Below are 17,296 nucleotides of genomic sequence, written 5' to 3'. Positions count from 1 at the left end.
TGTCATCGAGACGTTCACATCCTTATTTTTTCAATAAAATACAACAACTTAAATACTCAGCATTCTGGCGTGATTATTGATATAGAGTAATTACTTAATTATGACCCTGTAGTAATTTATGAAGTTTGATATCAAAGAAGAGCACCTCATTATTAAGCCCTATAAATCTCAAACATCTGTGTATGTGAGAGAGCAAAAAGGCTTTTATCAAAAAATACGCCGATATATTAACTGGCTACTTATGTTTGCTTTTATTGCCATGCCTTTTGTGCAATTTAACGATCAACAAGCCGTTTTACTGGATGTAGTGAAACAAGAGTTTAGAATTTTTAATCTGACTTTCTGGCCACAAGATTTTATTTTACTGGCTGGTATTCTTATGGTGGCGGCTTTCGCGCTATTTTTTATCACCACTTGGCTTGGACGAGTTTGGTGTGGTTATGTATGTCCACAAACCGTTTGGACACTTGCCTATGTTTGGGTCGAACATAGAATAGAGGGTACTCGCAACAAACGAATGGCTCTAGATAAAGCCCCATGGACCCTAAATAAAGCTTACAAAAAAACACTAAAACATATTATTTGGCAGTTAATGTCGATATTTACCGCAACAACCTTTATCTCGTATTTTGTTCCCGTGAGTGAACTATATAGCACTATGCTGACATTTGATTGGAGCGGTGCTGTGACTTTTTGGGTGGTGTTTTTTGCCCTAGCCACATACGGTAATGCGGGCTGGATGAGAGAACATGTTTGCATTCATTTATGTCCTTATTCGCGCTTTCAGTCGGCCATGTTTGACAAAAACACACTTCTGGTTGCCTATGATGCCGAGCGTGGTGAAAATAGAGCACCCCGTAAACGTAAAGATGATCCCAAAGCCCTTGGTCTAGGTGATTGTGTTGATTGTAATTTATGTGTCGATGTTTGCCCTGCAGGAATAGATATCCGTAACGGTATTCAATACGAGTGTATTAACTGTGGTTTATGTATAGATGCTTGTGACCAAACCATGGAAAAGTTTAACTACCCTAAAGGCTTGATTAAATATACCAGTGAACAACAACTTGCTGGTAAAGAAAGCAGTCGCTTTAATTTAAAACTCGTGTCTTACGCAGGTTTAACGCTGATGTTTACCTTGTTATTAGGTATTTGGATTGATAGCAGAATTCCGTTAGAAGCGAATATTATCCGCGATAGAACTGCCTTGTATCGCGTTAATTATGAAGGCGTGGTTGAAAACACCTATACCTTAAAGATTCTGAATAAAACACAACAACCCTTACATTTTGATATCAAGGTTGAGAACTTAAACGACATAGAAATAAAACTTCCCAAAAATGTGCGAATAGGCGCAGGTGTTATGGAAGAAATCCCCGTCACCTTAGCTATAGATGGTTACAAGCTTGAGAAGAAAATTACCAACTTTGATTTCATCATTCAAGCGGTTGAACAACCCAATATTTTAGTGCAGAAGAATACGGTGTTCTTTCGTAACTAATTCATAAAATTACAATAAAGCGGCTTAGACCAGTCGCTTTTTGTAAGCAACTATAAATTATTAACTTCACTTCTAAAGACAAGTTCTACATTAGTCAGTCACCTGTCTACGAGTAAGGAATTATATGACTATTACAGCAACAGGTTTTAATTTAAATGGCAGTGGCTCAGTCACTAAAGAACCCGAAACACTTAATAAAATACCCGGTAACCGGGCAATTTGGGTCGGTATATTTGCCGAAATGACTGAGTTTGCTCTGTTTTTTTTAGTGTACTTTATTGCCAAGGCGCACTATCCAGAACAATTTAACCAAGGGCCACAACAGTTAAACACGTTAGCCGGCACCTTAAATACTTTTGCCTTAATCAGTAGTAGCTATTTTGTTGCCAAAGCACTGGCGTCTATTCGTATGGATGACCCTGAGCAAAGTATAAAATGGCTTTGGCGAGCAGTGTCTTGTGGCTGTATTTACCTAGTGATTAAAGTTTGGGAATATCATTGGAATGTAGATCAAGGCATTGTAACCAATACCAGTAAATTCTACACAATGTATTACTACATGACCTTTAATCATTTACTACATGTTGGTTGGGCAAGCGGTAGTTTACTCTGGGCTATTCACCAGCTCAAAGTTGGTCGTTATACCAAGAAAAATCATATTGGTTTAACTGCCATTGCTTGTTATTGGCATATGGTCGATCTCGCTTGGGTGATTATTTTTCCACTGTTATATGTACTTCGATAAGGAATACTCATGATAAAGAACATCTTCACACTAAATGCATTAGATATCTCTTGGGTTTTATTGATGATAATTACTTCTGCTAATGCTTTAGTTGCCGAAACAGCTGAGCCGAGCTTAGCCATTACCGCCATTATATGTTGCTCTATTGCCTATAAAGGCAGACGAATTATGGATCACTTTATGGAGCTTAATCATGCTAATGAAACGATTCAGTTTTTTATGCGTAGCTACTTCCATGTGTTCCCTGCACTCATTTTTTTAAGTGATCTGTTTTCTGAGGAACTGGCCAGTTTAACGACAATTTAGCGACTACTTCATACTGTGATGTTGTCGCTATAAACAAGAGTGCGCTAATTTAATAACAGTTTATATTGAGTTGGGCTAAGTCCTGACCAGCGTTTAAAAGCACGAGTGAAATTAGCCGCATCTGAATACCCCAGAGCTAAAGCAACTTCAAGCACTGATAATTGTTCAGTGCTCAACATTACTTGCGACTGTTTAAAAAGAACTTGTTCACTTAATTCTCTATATGAACATCCCTCTTCTTTCAACAGTCGCTGCATATGTCTAATATTTAACCCAAGTGAGTTAGCAATTTGTTGCGCATTAAGCGGTTGATTTGCACATGATTGCATCAGTAACTCTTTAATTACATGGCTATTAACCGTTGAAATAGTCATTTGATGAGCCACTTCTTCCGCAACTCTATCTTTAGGCTTTATGACTGCACCATTAAGTAATAGTGATTTGGAAATACATATGCCAGTAAAGGCTTTATTAATGAGAATTTGGCTATTACTAAAGGAAGCCGTATTGTCAGCGCCTTTAAGCGTATGAGTTTGTAGATGTACCTTTGGTGGAGTCCAAGTAGCTGTAGTAAAACCACGCACTAGCTGAATCATTAAACTGATCACATGTTGCTCTATTGGCCAGTGACCTTTTTTAATACCTTGCGTGCCCAACCGACAAAACCATACGAAGGCTCCCTGCTCCATTAACCAAAAAGGCGGACAATTTGATTGTTGTCCCATATCACGAATAAAAGTGGTTAATGCTTGGTGCAAGCTGTCCGCCTGCATCACCTTAGCGCCAAAAACACCAAAACTGTCAAGAGACAATTGTTCAGTAACTTGAAAGCCTAAGTCTTCAATACCCTGACTATATGAAGCATGTTCGAGCAATGCCCAAAAGGGTGCTTCTGCAATCAAGTTTTCCTGATCGGAAAAATAATCGGCATGAAGATTCACTTGATTTAATAAACGATCAAGGGGAGCCCCCACTTTATCCAAAAAGCTAATAAAGGGTTGTAAATGACTGGCTTTAACCACGGTAATGTCAGTTTTCAAACTTTACGTCCTGTATTATTTTGCCACTTCTAAAGAATGACTATCCAATAATTTAGCTTTCTTGTCGTCATATGACAAGAAAATTATCGTCAGTGAATTATGATGAAGTGAAGTGAAAACATTGAATATTATGAACTTTATTTTATTAATAAACGTATCAAACCAATGGCATATCTAACGTTTGTTACTATGATTATTATTCAATCATTACATTTAACATGCTGCATTCCATTGCAAACAGACCTCTAATTGATTAAAGGACAGATAATGAAATTGAAAAATACATTGATAAGTAAAGCCACTAGTAAGTTGGTAATTAGCGCTGTTGCAGCGTTCTCACTAACTTCAGCAGCCTTTGCTGCTGATCAAACATTGATTAAAAACGTTAAAATTTGGGACGGTACATCCTCGGGGTTAAGTAAACAACAAGACGTATTAATTGAAGGTGAATTAATTAAATCGATAGGTAGCGGCCTAAAAGTCGCAGCTGACGTTGAAGTCATTGATGGACAAGGTAAAACCATGATACCAGGTCTTATCGATATGCATTCACACCTATGTTTACAAGAAGGTATGTTAGTGGGTCGTGATAACTATGATCAAATGGCAATGGGTGCTCGAACAGCTCATTCTTTAACTCAATACCTTGACCAAGGTTTTACTACTGCACGTGATGTTGGCTGTAACGTATTAGGTGTAGCAAAAGCAATTAACAATGGCCTATTACCTGGGCCTCGTATTTTCCCTGCTGGTGGCTTTTTAAGTCAAACCGGAGGCCATGCTGATACGGGCAGATTTAATGACCAACCTGGTGCTATTGATGATTTAGAGCGTCATGGTTTTGGTTATATTGTTGATGGTAAAACAGAAGTACGACGTGCAGCTCGTCAAAATCTACGTGCTGGTGCAACGCATTTAAAATTAATGGCTGGTGGCGGTGTTGCCAGTGAATTTGATCCACTTCACAGCACACAATTTTCTGTTGAAGAATTTGAAGCCGCTGTAGAAGTTGCCAAAGATTACGGCACATATGTAACAGTACATGCATACCACGATCGCAGTGTAAACCGTGCCATTGATGCCGGTGTTCGAGTTATTGAACATAACTTTTTAGTATCAGAAAAAACCATTAAACGTATGAAAAAAGAAGGTATTGCCCTTTCTGCTCAGTCGGTAATGTCATTACAAGCATTTGGCGATCCAGACTCAATTACCTTCTTTAGCGCTGATCAAAAAATGAAAGCTAAAAAAGTAAACTCTGGTGCTACACAAATGTTTAAATGGGCTTTAAAACATAACTTATTAATTGTTACCGGTGGAGATATGTTTGGCCCTGCTTACAATACTAAGCAAGCTGAAAATATGACTTGGATGGGTAAAGTTGGCGCTAAACCACTACAAATCATGAAGATGGGTACATCTAATGCTGCTGAAGTTTTAACTTGGTCTGGTGGTATGAATCCATATAAATATGGTGCTTTAGGTGTTATCAAAAAAGGTGCTTATGCAGATTTAATTTTAATCGACGGTAACCCACTTAAAAACATTGAAGTATTGAACGAGTACAAAACTAAGTTCAAATTAATCATGAAAAATGGTCAAGTGCATAAAAACACGCTTTAACCTTGTAACCAATTAATATAAAAGGGTATTTACTGAGAAGTAAATACCCTTTTGTTACAAGTACTTTAGCGATAGAAGCAACACGCTTAGCAAAAAATGGAATCAATTTATGCTGACTAATAAAACTCTTCTTACTCTTGTCATTACTGGCTTATTAGCCACTGCATCAACTTACGCTACAGAAGATAATTCTACACAAGACCATTTAGTAAAAGGTCAGAGCGCTAACTTTGGTAGCCCAGATGCCGTTGATAACCAAATAGCTGAAGACAATAAAAGATCTAAACCTGACTTCAAAACTCAGCTAGAGCACAACAATATCAACATGGGAGTAGATTATTCTACCGTGTTTCTTGGGGCGAATAATGTATTAACTGGCTCAGACGATAACGCTGGCAGTAGCATGATTCGTTTTTATGGTAGCTGGAACCCTATTGGCGTTGGCACAAAAGAAGTGGGCGGTTTAGTTTGGAAGGTTGAACACCGCCATTCATATACAGATACCTCAGTGAAAGACTTTGAATTTGGCACCGGTGGGCTTGGGCTTGTTACTCCCCCTTTTAGTGACCAAGGTTTTCGAGTTACTAACCTGTATTACAAACAAAAATATATGAACGGAAGAGCATCTTTCGTCGCGGGGTTTTTAGATATAACGGACTTTGTCGACGTGTTTGCCATGGCCAGCCCATGGACAGGCTTTATGAACTTTGCCTTTAGTACTGGCACCACCACAATGGCCTTGCCTGGTGATGCTGCGTTAGGTGCTGCAGGCGGAATAATGTTGTCTGATGAGTATTATATCGTGGCTAGTTTGGTTGATATGAATTCAGATCCAACAAATATTATCGACGGATTAGAAACCTTTTTTAAAGAGAATAAATACTTCAAAAGTATTGAGCTAGGTTGGACCAAATCTCAAGGCGAGATATATGTCGATAACATCCACGCTACGCTTTGGCATGCCGACGAAAGTGTGGAGCAAGGGTCTAACAGAGGGTATGGCATCAATTTTTCTGCTTCACGTTTAATTGATGGTCAGTGGTTACCCTTTGTTCGCGCTGGGTATTCTCAAGATGCTGGCACCTTAATGGAAAAATCAATCAGTGCGGGTTTTGGTTATTATGGTTTGGGTGGTGAAGAGAATAATCTCGGCGCTGCCATTAACTGGGGGCAAGTTAAAGGTAATGACGACCAATATACCACCGAGGTTTTCTACATTATGAAACCATTAGATTATCTAGAGGTAACAGCCGATTTACAATATATCGCTAATCCTGCACTAAATACCCTAGACAACAGCACACTTATCTATGGTTTAAGGCTTCGTTTAGCAATTTAGTCTAAAATAATATCAACACGATAAATAACTTAATAAAAATAGGGACATGATGAAGATAAAAAAGAATATATTCACCATGATCTGGACTACTCTATCAGTAGTCATCTTCACGTTAACTCAGTTGTCTATTTGCCAAGCCGAGCAAGTTTCAGAAGAACCAATAGCAAATATCCCTGAAGTAGTTGAACAGAAAATAGTGATCCGCAATATCACTTTTGTCGACCCTGCAAAAAAAAAGAAGAGCACCACCGCTAACTTAGTTATCACTAATAAATTATTCGACCTTGTGACGCAAGATGACATTGACGTTGGCCATGGTGATATCATTTTTGATGCCCAAAATGGTTTTATTCTCGGCTCACTAGAGTCAGGTAAAATTGCCAATTTTCTAATTTTAGATGTTGACCCCCACGAGAATATTGAGGCCTTACTCGATACTAAAAAGCACGTACTGCTCGCCATTCATAACGGTGTAATTATTAGAAATAACCTCAGAGCCGAAAGTAATATTTCAGCGCTAGCAGAACAAAAAAGAGTAAAACCCAAACGTACAGGTTGGCTATCTTATACTCCTCCGCCAATTGTATTACCCAGTAATTATAAAGATGCAGATTGGATAAAGTTTGATAATGATTATTTTTCTACCATATTAATTGGGGCACTGGCTTTAGACAGGCAAAGTTGGGAATCGCAAGACAAAGACAGCTTAGCGCAAGTGGGAGATTTACAAGATTTTAATGGCGGTGAAATTCGAGCGCTACGTTTTGGGATCGCGGGGGCAATAAAATTTGATAAACCCTGGATTTATATGATCACTGGAGCAACCAATACCTTTGATAAGGGTTTTGACACCAACACTACAGATAATGTGAGTTTTATGGATTGGCGTCTTGATATACCTACCATTTATAACACTACCCTCAGTATCGGTAAGCAAAAAGAGCCTATTTCTATGGAAAGGCTCATGAGTATGACTTTTTTACCGATGCAGGAACGCGCCTTGGTTTCTGATGCATTACTGCCCTCACGCAACTTTGGTGCTGTATTAAGTGGCATAACACTTAATCAAAAGCTAACTTGGGCAGGCGGTGTGTTTAATAACTGGATAGAAGACGAAGGTTCACTTAGCGAAAACTCAACAGAACTAGTGGGGCGAACAACTTGGTTACCTTATCTATCAGAAGATGAAAATGAGTTAATCCATCTGGCTTTTGGTCTACGGTATAGCAATGCAAAGGAAGGGTTAAGATACGCCTCTGAACCTGAATTTAACAAATCAACCACCTTTGTCGATACCGGAAACATTGATGCTGATAACAGTGTTACTTATAACCTTGAAGCCTCTTGGCGTAAAGGTCCTGTCTGGCTGATTGGTGAATATACTAAAAGTAAAGTTGCGGCTGATTATCTACAAAATCCCGAGCTTTCTGGCTACCACGTTAGTGCCGTATTCTCAGTAACCGGTGAAATGCGTGAATACAATAAAAGGAGTGGCACCTTCTCCCCTTTACGCGTAGCACGTAGTGTTGAACAAGGAGGCTGGGGAGCATTAGAAGTCAGTACTCGTTGGTCGGTATTTGATGGCAGCGACGGTGGCTTAGCTGCTGGTGATACCTCGATATTATCTGTCGGTTTTGCTTGGTGGTTAACACCAAAGTTTAACGTCAATTTCAACTACCGTTGGATTGACTTAGACCGTTGTAGCTTTATCTCTGAAGCCTGTAATTTACAAGGTAGAAGTAGCGGTTTTAATACACGCTTAGCGTTATTCTTATAACAAGCATAAAAAGCCTGACATATTACGGAGCTTGTTTACGCTTAAAATATCAGGGCAACTAAGTTGTTATGTATTTAGCCAACATGCCAAAGCACATGATAACGACTAAATATCTTAAATAATTTATCGGAATTTTAAAGAGACAATGAGAGCCTAACCACGCACCAATCAGTTGGCCAAACATCATGGTGATACCAACCAGCCAAATGACCTGCCCGGCAAATAAAAACACGATCAACGAGGCAATATTGGTGGAAAAGTTCAGCGTTTTAGCTATCGCAGTTGCTTCGAGAAATTTTTGACCTCGCAAAGCACGACCAGCTAAAGTAAAAAATGATCCTGTACCTGGCCCTAAAATTCCGTCATAACAACCGATCAAAGGCACGACAAAATTTCTATAACCTGATGTCGATACTTTCGCAGGTTTATTATCAGCATCAACGGTGGGTGTGACCAAGAAATAAATACCAATAACACTAATCACCACAGGAATAATAAACGTCAAAGCTTCGGTATTAACGAATTGAACAATGACTGTACCAATAGCAGAGCCGATAAAAGCAGCTGGCATTAGCTCTTTAACCTGACGCCACCTTACCCGCCGATTACGTAACATCATCACACTGGCCGTCCCAGCACCCACGCAAGATTGCAACTTATTGGTACCCAGCGCTACCAGTGGTGGTATACCACTCATCATTAGTGCAGGAAGCGTTAATAAACCGCCTCCGCCCGCCAAGGTATCCAGAAAACCTGCGATAATGGCAATGGTAAATAAAAATAATGCTATTTCAATAGTTAAACCAGCAAACTCCAAGATACTTCCTTACATGTTACTAATAACGATACAATCGTGAGGCAAAGACTGTAAGCAAGTACTTGGTAATAAGCAATACATCAATACCAGCAACTAGTGACTAGTGACTAGTGACTTAATACACTGACGCCAGCAATTAATAACGAGGCAAGAGCAAGTTGCGGTATTATTTTCGCGCGATAAGTCAGTACCATTATCAGTAATAACGTTGCCATAGTGAGTGCACCGAATAAAAATGCCGGGCCAATAGACCAGCCAAACAATGCCACGCTTAAATAGGCGATAAAAAGCAGCGCTAGCCAAGCTAAAGGCCTGAAAAGTAATATCGCAACCTTAGGTAGTGTTTTCGTTAATACTTGCTCGCGATGTTTGTTCATCGCAAGGCAAAAAAGCACCATAACTAAAAAGCTGAGGCTGGTTAATAAGAACATTAGCCATTCTCCTTACTAATGCACTGTAACTGCAGTCGACTTTCATTATCTATTGCACTGTCTTGCCGAATTGCTTTTCTGCTCATTGCTTTTTCAGGCTGCAGTGTTTTGTATTTATAGGCCGAAAAAGCAAAACAACAACCAACGGTGAAGAATGTCAGATCAAAAGCAGCTAGGCCCCAATCCTGTTGTTGCAAACTATTAACTAGGTGTTTATCTGTGGTTAATGCATTTACCAACGGAAGCGCCATATAAACCAGTGCTGCAAGTTGTAGCTGCTCAAGCCATGCTCTAGTAGGCGAACGAAACGCAGGATAAATTAGTAATAGTGCCCAACTGATAAACATCACATTAGCTTCCCAATCTACTCGATCAACCATACCGACAGGTAATAACCTATTAGCATAAAAATACATAGCGATAGCGATAGGTAAACCAACAATAGTACCAATATTGAGTTGCTCAACTAGTCGGTAACCAAAATCGGGGCCGTCCGGTTTTTTCAGTTGTTTCGGTTTACGTTTAGTGGTCCAAAGAATTAAACCTGAAGCAATCATTGCGGTGCCAATAAGACCGGTTAAAAAGTAAATCCAACGGGCTAGTGGTCCCGCAAATTGTCCCTCATGCAATGAGTAAAAACCATTATGAATCATACCGGCGGCAGTATACTCTCTCGGTGTTTGTTGAATGACTTCACCGGTAATTGCGTTAACCATTACTTGGTCATTAGGGTTATAAGTGATATCGGTTTCATGACGAATAAAAAGGAATTGGGCATTTATATCGTTTGCAGCAAACACTTCAACCGCGTTGAGTTCATCATTTTTCCACGTATTTTTTGCTTGTTGATATAACGATGCAATATCTTGCATTTCTGCAGGTTGATTCGCACTATCTGCATGACTAGTTCGAGGGTATATCTCTTTACGCATTTCCCGATATTCATCTTCATTGGTTTGCAGATTAGTACTGAGCGCCATGTAAGTAAAAAGGAAAAAAAGTAAACCACTGTAGGTAATCATAAAGTGAAATGGCAAGGCAATAACACTTAATACATTGTGAATATCTAACCAGCCAATCAAACCTTTTTTTGCTCTAAAGGTAAAAAAATCAGTGAAGATTTTCTTATGAATAACGACACCGGTGATAACGGCTAATAACATCAGCATGGCGCAGAAACCCACGATCCAATAGCTAATTTTAGTTGATAAATAATGTAAACGATAATGCATTCTGTAAAGCAGCCTACCGCCACCAGTTGCTCGGCTCTCGACTTTTTCGCCTGTGGTTATATCTAACACTGTTGTCTTATACCGACCACGCTTCTTCCCCGCTTCTGACGGATTACGCCAGCCCACTCGTAAATTTTGATTGCGAACAGTCGGTAAATTAATATCCCATTCATCAACGCCCTGAGCATTTTTTTGCAAGTACGTTTGGGCAATAGTAATTAACTGTTCAGTGCTAATATTATGTTGAATGAATGGTCGCTCTGGCTCCATCCAACGGGTAATTTCTTGGTAAAAATAACCAAGTGTTCCAGTTAAAAACATGAAAAATAAAATCCAGCCGACACTCAGGCCGACCCAAGTATGGAACCACTTCATCGACTGTCTAAAGTTATCTTTCATCAGCTATTCGCACCTGTAGACTGCATTAATAGCCAGGTTCCTATCGCTAAGAAAATATTAGCTTTTATTAAACCTATCCAAGCCTTAGTGGCACTTGATACCGAAAATACCCACATAGCAGCGCAGGCATACACAAGAAAGGAGAGTAATAAGCCAATATGAATAGCTTGATATTTTCCGGCACTATTTAATAGTAATTGACCAATAAAAAGAGAGCTAGATGTTGCTAAAGCGTAGCCGCCCAAGGTGGCCGCTACCGACCTAGAGAAAACTGCCCAACGCGGGCTAGAGCAATTGATATTATTTAAAAGGTAAGACACTGATATTCCATGCTTGCATCGGGCAAAGGTAATTTAAAAGAAAGAACTAAACCCGTAATCATTGGAGGTGCAGTGATAAGCCCTTTAATGATTACGGGTCAGAATACTGATATGATACCAGTAAACGAAATAAAAACCATTATCATTTACATGCGTTATCTAGATAAAATTAATAAACGAACTGATTTATTGCTGTATGTACTATGCTTCATGCTACATTGGCCTCAACATAGAATATTCAGCAAGAGAAAACAGTGAAACTGCAAGAAAAAGAAGTACTCTTATTCGATCTCGATGGCACCTTAGTAGACAGTGCCCCTGATCTTGCTTTAGCCGTAAATAGAACCCTTAAAGATTTAAACAAAGCGACCTTCGATCAAGACACTATTCACCATTGGGTGGGTAATGGTGCCAAAGTATTAATTGAACGAGCATTATCGGGTTCTGCAATCATTGATAAAGAATTAGATGAAACGCTCACTAAAGATGCGCTAACCATTTTTCTAGCCCATTACCAGCAGTGCTTATGCATAGAATCAGTATTGTATGACGATGTGCAAGAAGGGTTGCTTTCATTAAAAGCGGCTGGCTTTCGTCTTGCGATTATTACCAATAAACCTGCTATTTTCATTCAACCGATATTAACGGGCTTAGGTATTGATAACCTGTTTGAGTTATTAATTGGTGGTGATACGTTAGCGGATAAAAAACCACATCCAGCACCATTACATTATGCCATGAAGCAACTTAACGTTGTTGCTGAGCAGTGTGTGATGATCGGAGATTCTAAAAACGATATCTTAGCTGCAAAAGCAGCCAACATAGATAGTGTTGGCTTAACTTACGGTTATAACTACGGTGAAGACATCAATCAATATGGCCCGCAGTGGTGCTTTGATACTTTCAATGAACTACTGATTTCGTTAAAGCGTTAAAAGCTAACCTAACGATTAGTTATAGATTTTTAGCTAACGCTATTGGATATTCTCGCTGCTTGGCTAACATTATTGCTCGTTCTGTTACTTCAATTTCGGAACATTGTTGGCTGACGGGGAAGTAATGTTCTGTTAAATAGCGGCCTAATTCTAACGCTGCTATTAATCCACAATCGACTAGGTTTTTTAATATTGCATCGCCTGCAGCTAACGCAGAGGATGCTTTAACTATTTCTGCACGCGCATAATGTTGACCATAAAATGAAACATCAGCTGCACGTAAATCAGCATCTTCGCCAGGAATTTGCTGAGCACCAAATAATGGCTTTGCTGCGACTTCTGCTGAGCTAAAAGCTGAAATAAACTGAGCAATATGTTCGATAGAGCCTAAGGTTCTATTATGCACCAACTGCTCAGGCCATTTTTTATCAATCTTTTCGATAAAGCGTTTTGCTAATTGCGGCTGCGCACTTTCTAAAGAACTCGCGACTAACCCTTGGTCAAACAAGGTAATGTCTTGCGTCATGCCATGTAGCTGAAAATAACCATCAGGGTAAGGGGTTAATTGCGCCATACCTTGTGGAGTACCTCGCTCGCCATAAAAAACAATCTCAGGCCATAGTCCTTGGCATTGAGGCCAATGAGCAACATAAGCCGCTTTGAATTCCACCATACGTTTACGTTTGGCGCTGACCATGTCATCAATTTCACCACTTTTAAAACCACACGCATTAATGACATAGTCAAAATGCTGGTGAATAATAGTTGGGCTTTGCTGATGTTGAGGTAATGCTTGAGTGGATACTTGCCAACCTAAGCTATTTTTTTGCTGAACAATAGCAATAACTTGTTTATTTGTTTGAAGGTGGCAACTAGGTAAACCCTCTATTGCTAAACTCGCGATCGCGGCAAAGCGAAATGCTGACAAGCCATACTCTTGCACTAGTAACACAGGGAATTTAAGACTATCTAAATCAACGTGTTGTGCAAAAGCGACTAACCAATCACTATCATTCTTAGCCGTTTTTGGTAAAGGTAAATCCAATAAAGCATCAAGCTCCGTCCGTGAATAAAACTTAAAATAGTTTTCCGGTTCACCGAGTACCTTGTTACGACTATCTTGAGCCACAAGTTCACTGTATTTAGCGCGTAACTTCTCTAAACGAGGTAATAAATCTTCAGGCTGACCATTATCCGTTTTAGGCAAAGCTATAACCGTTGGTCGAATGTTGACACTTTGTGGATAAACTTTAACTGTATCTATCGATTGCTTTAATAAGGTAAGACATTGCTCATCACAAATCTCGCGGTACAAGTTACCGCCAGCATGTAAATGACAAATAGGCGGACCATTAACTAAGCTCGGACCTTTTTCTATCAGCGTGGTATCTAAACCTAATTCAGCAAAACGCAACGCAATAGTTGAGCCTGCAACGCCACCACCAATAATGGCAATTTTTGCTTTGGAGCTGAGTAATGGCTGATAAGCCTTTGAGGTTTTATTCATAACGGTTTCGAGAAAATACATTCATAGGTAATATGTTATTTGGATGCGCACGATTTGCGTAGAGGTAGAGACTAAAAGATTTTACACTAATGTGCTTTTATTTTTACGCTTTAAAACATAGTCATTAAACTATTCTACATTAGCATTTAAATGTTGTTGACGCTGATAACGCCCAATACATGCATTACAGACACAACTGACACCTTTGAGGTGCGCTGGTATTTGTGCTAACAGCTCCTCGGGAACTGGAGTATTCATACACCAACAACCACTACCCGCTTTGACATCACAGCGATTATTTTGCTGGCATAAAGGACAAATACTGTCATCATTTTTATCAGTCATATGTATTCAGAAGATTTTAAATTTTATTGAGTAAAAATTTTTAATGCCGATCATGTTAACAGCTTTACCTACATGGGTAATCATATGTTTGTTTCGAGCATAAAAAAACGACCAAAATGTCGTTTTTTTGCTGTTATTTGTTCGTTAATTCTTGATTCTACAAGAATAGATACCAAGAAAGTAACCATTACTTAAAATGAATGCCTGCATGCCAAAGAACCGTGAACTCCCAGTGTAGTCACACATTATGCAGAGTAATGGATTTACAATGAAATTTTTATTTCATCAAGCGGTCTTTTAGGTCATAACCCACAAAGATCCGTAACCTAAATGAACCGTAAAATTTACTCCCGCATCAATAAAAAAATATCAATCTCAGTTTTTTCACTACTTTTGTTATTAACTAATAATGCCTTTGCCAACACAAGCATTAATGTAGGCCCAACACTCGGTGAACAAGCGCCCGAAATTTCGGTTGTGAATACCCAAGAGCAAGCGGTTAACATCAAAGAAATTAGTGGTGAGCAAGGTTTAATTATCTTATTTTTCCGCTCAGCTGATTGGTGTCCTTTTTGTAAAAAACACCTAATAGAATTGAATGAACATGCTGAACAATTTACCAAACTAGGTTATGGCTTAGCGGCTATTTCTTATGATAATACTGATATTTTAAAAACATTCGCTGATCAGAAAAATATCAACTACCCATTATTATCAGACCAAAAAGTACAAACAATGTTGGCCTACGGTATTGTAAACAGTGAATACGCTGTAGACAGTGATCATTATGGTATCCCTTACCCAGGTGTAGTAATCATTGATAACAAAGGTAAAGTAATACATAAGCATTTTTTCAAAGGTTACAAAAAGCGCGTTAAATTTGCAGATCTTTATCAGCAACTAAAAAAGGGGTCTTAAGCATCAGTCACCCCGCTTTATTAATACCCATTTTATAAGTGATTGGTTATTTTTAAGAGTGACTATTTTATTGATAAAGACCACTATCAACAAAAGCTTGAGTCAATTGCTGATATAGCTTATCTATTGTCGGTTTCTGGTTAATATGCTCAAAAAGCGTAGTATGCACCTGCGCTTTTACCCGATCGGTTTTATCAGATAATTGGTAGCACAAATTAACTGGCTTTATGATCTCTTCAAGTAACACATCAATCAAAATAAAGGCTTGTGCCAACACTATTTTGCCGCCACCTTTTTTTAATATCACTCGCTGAGCAGTACCAACAATTTTTTTACCATTCAAGTTGATATTATAATCACCATCGCAATAAGAGAATTCTGTAGCATGTGCTTGGCTAATTAAATTAAATTGACCAAAGAAGCCATGTAAAACTGTGCATAAATTCTCATAGGCTTGGGTTATTGAATAGGGCGTATCATTTGACCAAAGATACAGGTGAGATAAGTTAATTATTCCGGGGCATTGTGGTACAGGTGCTCCGCCAGTTTTACGCGCCTGTAAAAGCCACTCATCGGCCAACAAACCCGCTTTAAGTTCATCTGACGCTAGCCACTTCTTACCTGCGGGTAATACCAGGGTCGCTTCTTTGGCCTGCCATAACATTAAGCATTGTTTGAGTTCTCCCGCTTGTATTTGAGCAATAAGCTGTGTTTCTTTTTCAAACACCTTAGCGACAGAAATTTTCTTGTAACTCAGTAGTTTATTACCGATCATATTGTCTTCTTATGCTGATATTCATCTTTGTTTTCACTATTTTAAGCTCAAGCAGAATAATTCAACAAGCTAATTATCAAATATAACTCACCCTGCAGGTTACAATTTTTAACATAGTAAACATGACGGTCAGGAGGTTGTCATCGCGTTTTACTGTAGCATAGGCAATGATCAACTTATGATGTAGCAATAAAAACAAAACATAAAATTACTCATATGTGCCATGACGTAAACTATAGTGATGCTAGTGTCACTTTAAACACGTTATGCCTCTGCGATACACTAAAAATGTAGAGTAGCTTTTTCAAATAATAATTCTTAACGCTATTTATCATAAGTGACTCGTTAATCAACAACCTTAAGGATACATAATGAAGACGAATATTATTGCACTGACTGTCGCTGCAGCATTAATTCCACTAACAGCTTTTGCTGGCAGTGAGCCTACCAACGTTTCAGATAACGTCATTAAAAAGCAACGCGCTATGCTAGAAAATAATACGGTTAGTAAAGGTTATGGACCGCAATCACCTCGTGATTTATCAATGAAACAAGGTGATAATCCACGTATTTTTGGTCTAGCACCCGAATCTACTAACATGAATTTATGTAATATCCATATGCATAAAAATGCTGAGCATAAAGGTGGCGAGTTTAGTAAATATGCTGGTAATGGCGATGGTACTGGTTATCAAACAGGTTTTGTTTATACGGGTAAATTAAGCAGTAAAGAAACCAAAAAAGTTAATAAAGATATTTGTCCTAACCCACACGGTGGTTTATTGCCTGGCGATACTATCGAAGTACACTATGTTCACTCTACCGCACAAGCAGCGCCTGGCAATACTTTAGGTGCTTGCTTAGGTGAATCCACTATCAACCCACAATTTCGTGTCGAGACACAAGTATTTGTTGTAGTGAATGATAAGAATGCTTTAGATTTTGGTGAGTTGACTACGCACAGTATTAAAAATGATAAACATCAAGCGCCTAATATTCCAAATAACACTGGCACCCCAATTCAATACGCAGGATCAACTACAGGCCCTAGTTACAATGAAAAAGGATCTCCATTTCAAGTAACTTGGAGCGTTCGTCCAAAAGTGGCGAAGGTGAATATCGAGTCCGTTGGTGAATGGTGTAAAGGTAATGCCTTTAAAGAAGATCACGCCCACGGAGTAAGAAACTTAGTCGTTAATCCAAGACTATTATCTGCAATGTAATACTTCATTGAATATAAATGATTGATAACGAAAAAGGGGAAATACAGTAGTGTATTTCCCCTT

Annotated in this window: 17 protein-coding genes; 9 read left to right on the top strand and 8 right to left on the bottom strand. The window is 38.9% G+C overall.

Going from position 1 to position 17,296, the window contains the following annotated elements; translation table 11 throughout:
- Positions 1–118 precede the first annotated feature (118 nt).
- The 3 genes from ccoG to CPS_RS01240 all read left to right on the top strand — a co-directional run bounded on the left by ccoG (position 119) and on the right by CPS_RS01240 (position 2,552).
- Positions 119–1,501 (top strand): cytochrome c oxidase accessory protein CcoG, encoded by a 1,383-nt coding sequence (ccoG, locus tag CPS_RS01250; protein WP_011041147.1) that lies wholly within the window; start codon positions 119–121, stop codon positions 1,499–1,501.
- 124 nt (positions 1,502–1,625) lie between these two features.
- Positions 1,626–2,246, top strand: coding sequence for a cytochrome c oxidase subunit 3 family protein (locus CPS_RS01245; protein ID WP_011041146.1), 621 nt, complete (start codon positions 1,626–1,628; stop codon positions 2,244–2,246).
- Between the two features lie 9 nt (positions 2,247–2,255).
- Entirely contained in the window at positions 2,256–2,552 is a 297-nt protein-coding gene (locus tag CPS_RS01240) for a cytochrome C oxidase subunit IV family protein (protein WP_049757708.1), read from the top strand.
- 44 nt (positions 2,553–2,596) lie between these two features.
- On the opposite strand, the gene CPS_RS01235 is transcribed toward CPS_RS01240, so the two are convergent.
- Complete coding sequence (locus CPS_RS01235) at positions 2,597–3,592, bottom strand: AraC family transcriptional regulator (RefSeq protein WP_011041143.1); 996 nt, start codon at positions 3,590–3,592, stop codon at positions 2,597–2,599.
- A gap of 267 nt (positions 3,593–3,859) precedes the next feature.
- Here CPS_RS01235 and CPS_RS01230 point away from each other — a divergent pair, with 267 nt between their 5' ends.
- The 3 genes from CPS_RS01230 to CPS_RS01220 all read left to right on the top strand — a co-directional run bounded on the left by CPS_RS01230 (position 3,860) and on the right by CPS_RS01220 (position 8,331).
- Entirely contained in the window at positions 3,860–5,215 is a 1,356-nt protein-coding gene (locus CPS_RS01230) for a metal-dependent hydrolase family protein (RefSeq protein ID WP_011041142.1), read from the top strand.
- Between the two features lie 109 nt (positions 5,216–5,324).
- Positions 5,325–6,554: a carbohydrate porin gene (locus CPS_RS01225; protein ID WP_011041141.1), complete on the top strand. Its 1,230-nt coding sequence runs from the start codon at positions 5,325–5,327 to the stop codon at positions 6,552–6,554.
- A gap of 76 nt (positions 6,555–6,630) precedes the next feature.
- Positions 6,631–8,331, top strand: a complete 1,701-nt coding sequence (locus CPS_RS01220; protein ID WP_041736543.1) for an OprO/OprP family phosphate-selective porin — start codon at positions 6,631–6,633, stop codon at positions 8,329–8,331.
- 58 nt (positions 8,332–8,389) lie between these two features.
- Here CPS_RS01220 and CPS_RS01215 read toward each other — a convergent pair whose 3' ends face one another.
- From CPS_RS01215 to CPS_RS01200, 4 genes are all read right to left on the bottom strand, one after another.
- Positions 8,390–9,148, bottom strand: a complete 759-nt coding sequence (locus CPS_RS01215; RefSeq protein ID WP_011041139.1) for a TSUP family transporter — start codon at positions 9,146–9,148, stop codon at positions 8,390–8,392.
- Positions 9,149–9,255: 107 nt separating this feature from the next.
- Positions 9,256–9,579 (bottom strand): DUF3325 domain-containing protein, encoded by a 324-nt coding sequence (locus CPS_RS01210; protein WP_011041138.1) that lies wholly within the window; start codon positions 9,577–9,579, stop codon positions 9,256–9,258.
- Positions 9,579–11,210 (bottom strand): PepSY-associated TM helix domain-containing protein, encoded by a 1,632-nt coding sequence (locus CPS_RS01205; RefSeq protein WP_011041137.1) that lies wholly within the window; start codon positions 11,208–11,210, stop codon positions 9,579–9,581. The genes CPS_RS01210 and CPS_RS01205 overlap by 1 nt, the downstream gene beginning before the upstream one ends.
- Entirely contained in the window at positions 11,210–11,530 is a 321-nt protein-coding gene (locus tag CPS_RS01200) for a DUF3649 domain-containing protein (RefSeq protein ID WP_011041136.1), read from the bottom strand. Before CPS_RS01200 ends, CPS_RS01205 begins: the two co-directional genes overlap by 1 nt.
- 254 nt (positions 11,531–11,784) lie before the next feature.
- On the opposite strand from CPS_RS01200, the gene CPS_RS01190 reads away from it, so the two are divergent.
- On the top strand, positions 11,785–12,465 hold the full coding sequence (locus CPS_RS01190) for a phosphoglycolate phosphatase (RefSeq protein ID WP_011041135.1): 681 nt from the start codon (positions 11,785–11,787) through the stop codon (positions 12,463–12,465).
- Positions 12,466–12,484: 19 nt separating this feature from the next.
- Here CPS_RS01190 and CPS_RS01185 read toward each other — a convergent pair whose 3' ends face one another.
- Positions 12,485–13,972: an FAD-dependent oxidoreductase gene (locus CPS_RS01185; protein ID WP_011041134.1), complete on the bottom strand. Its 1,488-nt coding sequence runs from the start codon at positions 13,970–13,972 to the stop codon at positions 12,485–12,487.
- Positions 13,973–14,101: 129 nt separating this feature from the next.
- The gene (locus CPS_RS01180) at positions 14,102–14,317 is read right to left on the bottom strand and encodes a cysteine-rich CWC family protein (RefSeq protein WP_011041133.1); all 216 of its coding nucleotides are present in this window, start codon (positions 14,315–14,317) and stop codon (positions 14,102–14,104) included.
- A 330-nt stretch (positions 14,318–14,647) separates the two neighbouring features.
- Between CPS_RS01180 and CPS_RS01175 the strand changes: the two genes are divergently transcribed.
- Positions 14,648–15,235, top strand: a complete 588-nt coding sequence (locus CPS_RS01175) for a peroxiredoxin family protein (RefSeq protein ID WP_011041132.1) — start codon at positions 14,648–14,650, stop codon at positions 15,233–15,235.
- A 67-nt stretch (positions 15,236–15,302) separates the two neighbouring features.
- Here the strand turns inward: CPS_RS01175 and CPS_RS01170 are convergent, their stop codons facing one another.
- On the bottom strand, positions 15,303–16,010 hold the full coding sequence (locus tag CPS_RS01170) for a lipoate--protein ligase family protein (RefSeq protein ID WP_011041131.1): 708 nt from the start codon (positions 16,008–16,010) through the stop codon (positions 15,303–15,305).
- A gap of 371 nt (positions 16,011–16,381) precedes the next feature.
- On the opposite strand from CPS_RS01170, the gene CPS_RS01165 reads away from it, so the two are divergent.
- Positions 16,382–17,233, top strand: coding sequence for a delta-class carbonic anhydrase (locus tag CPS_RS01165; RefSeq protein WP_011041130.1), 852 nt, complete (start codon positions 16,382–16,384; stop codon positions 17,231–17,233).
- The last annotated feature ends 63 nt before the right edge of the window (positions 17,234–17,296 follow it).

The sequence above is a fragment of the Colwellia psychrerythraea 34H genome, from assembly GCF_000012325.1.
In the GTDB taxonomy this organism is placed as follows: domain Bacteria; phylum Pseudomonadota; class Gammaproteobacteria; order Enterobacterales; family Alteromonadaceae; genus Colwellia; species Colwellia psychrerythraea_A.
This window is presented reverse-complemented; position numbering and strand designations above follow the sequence as displayed.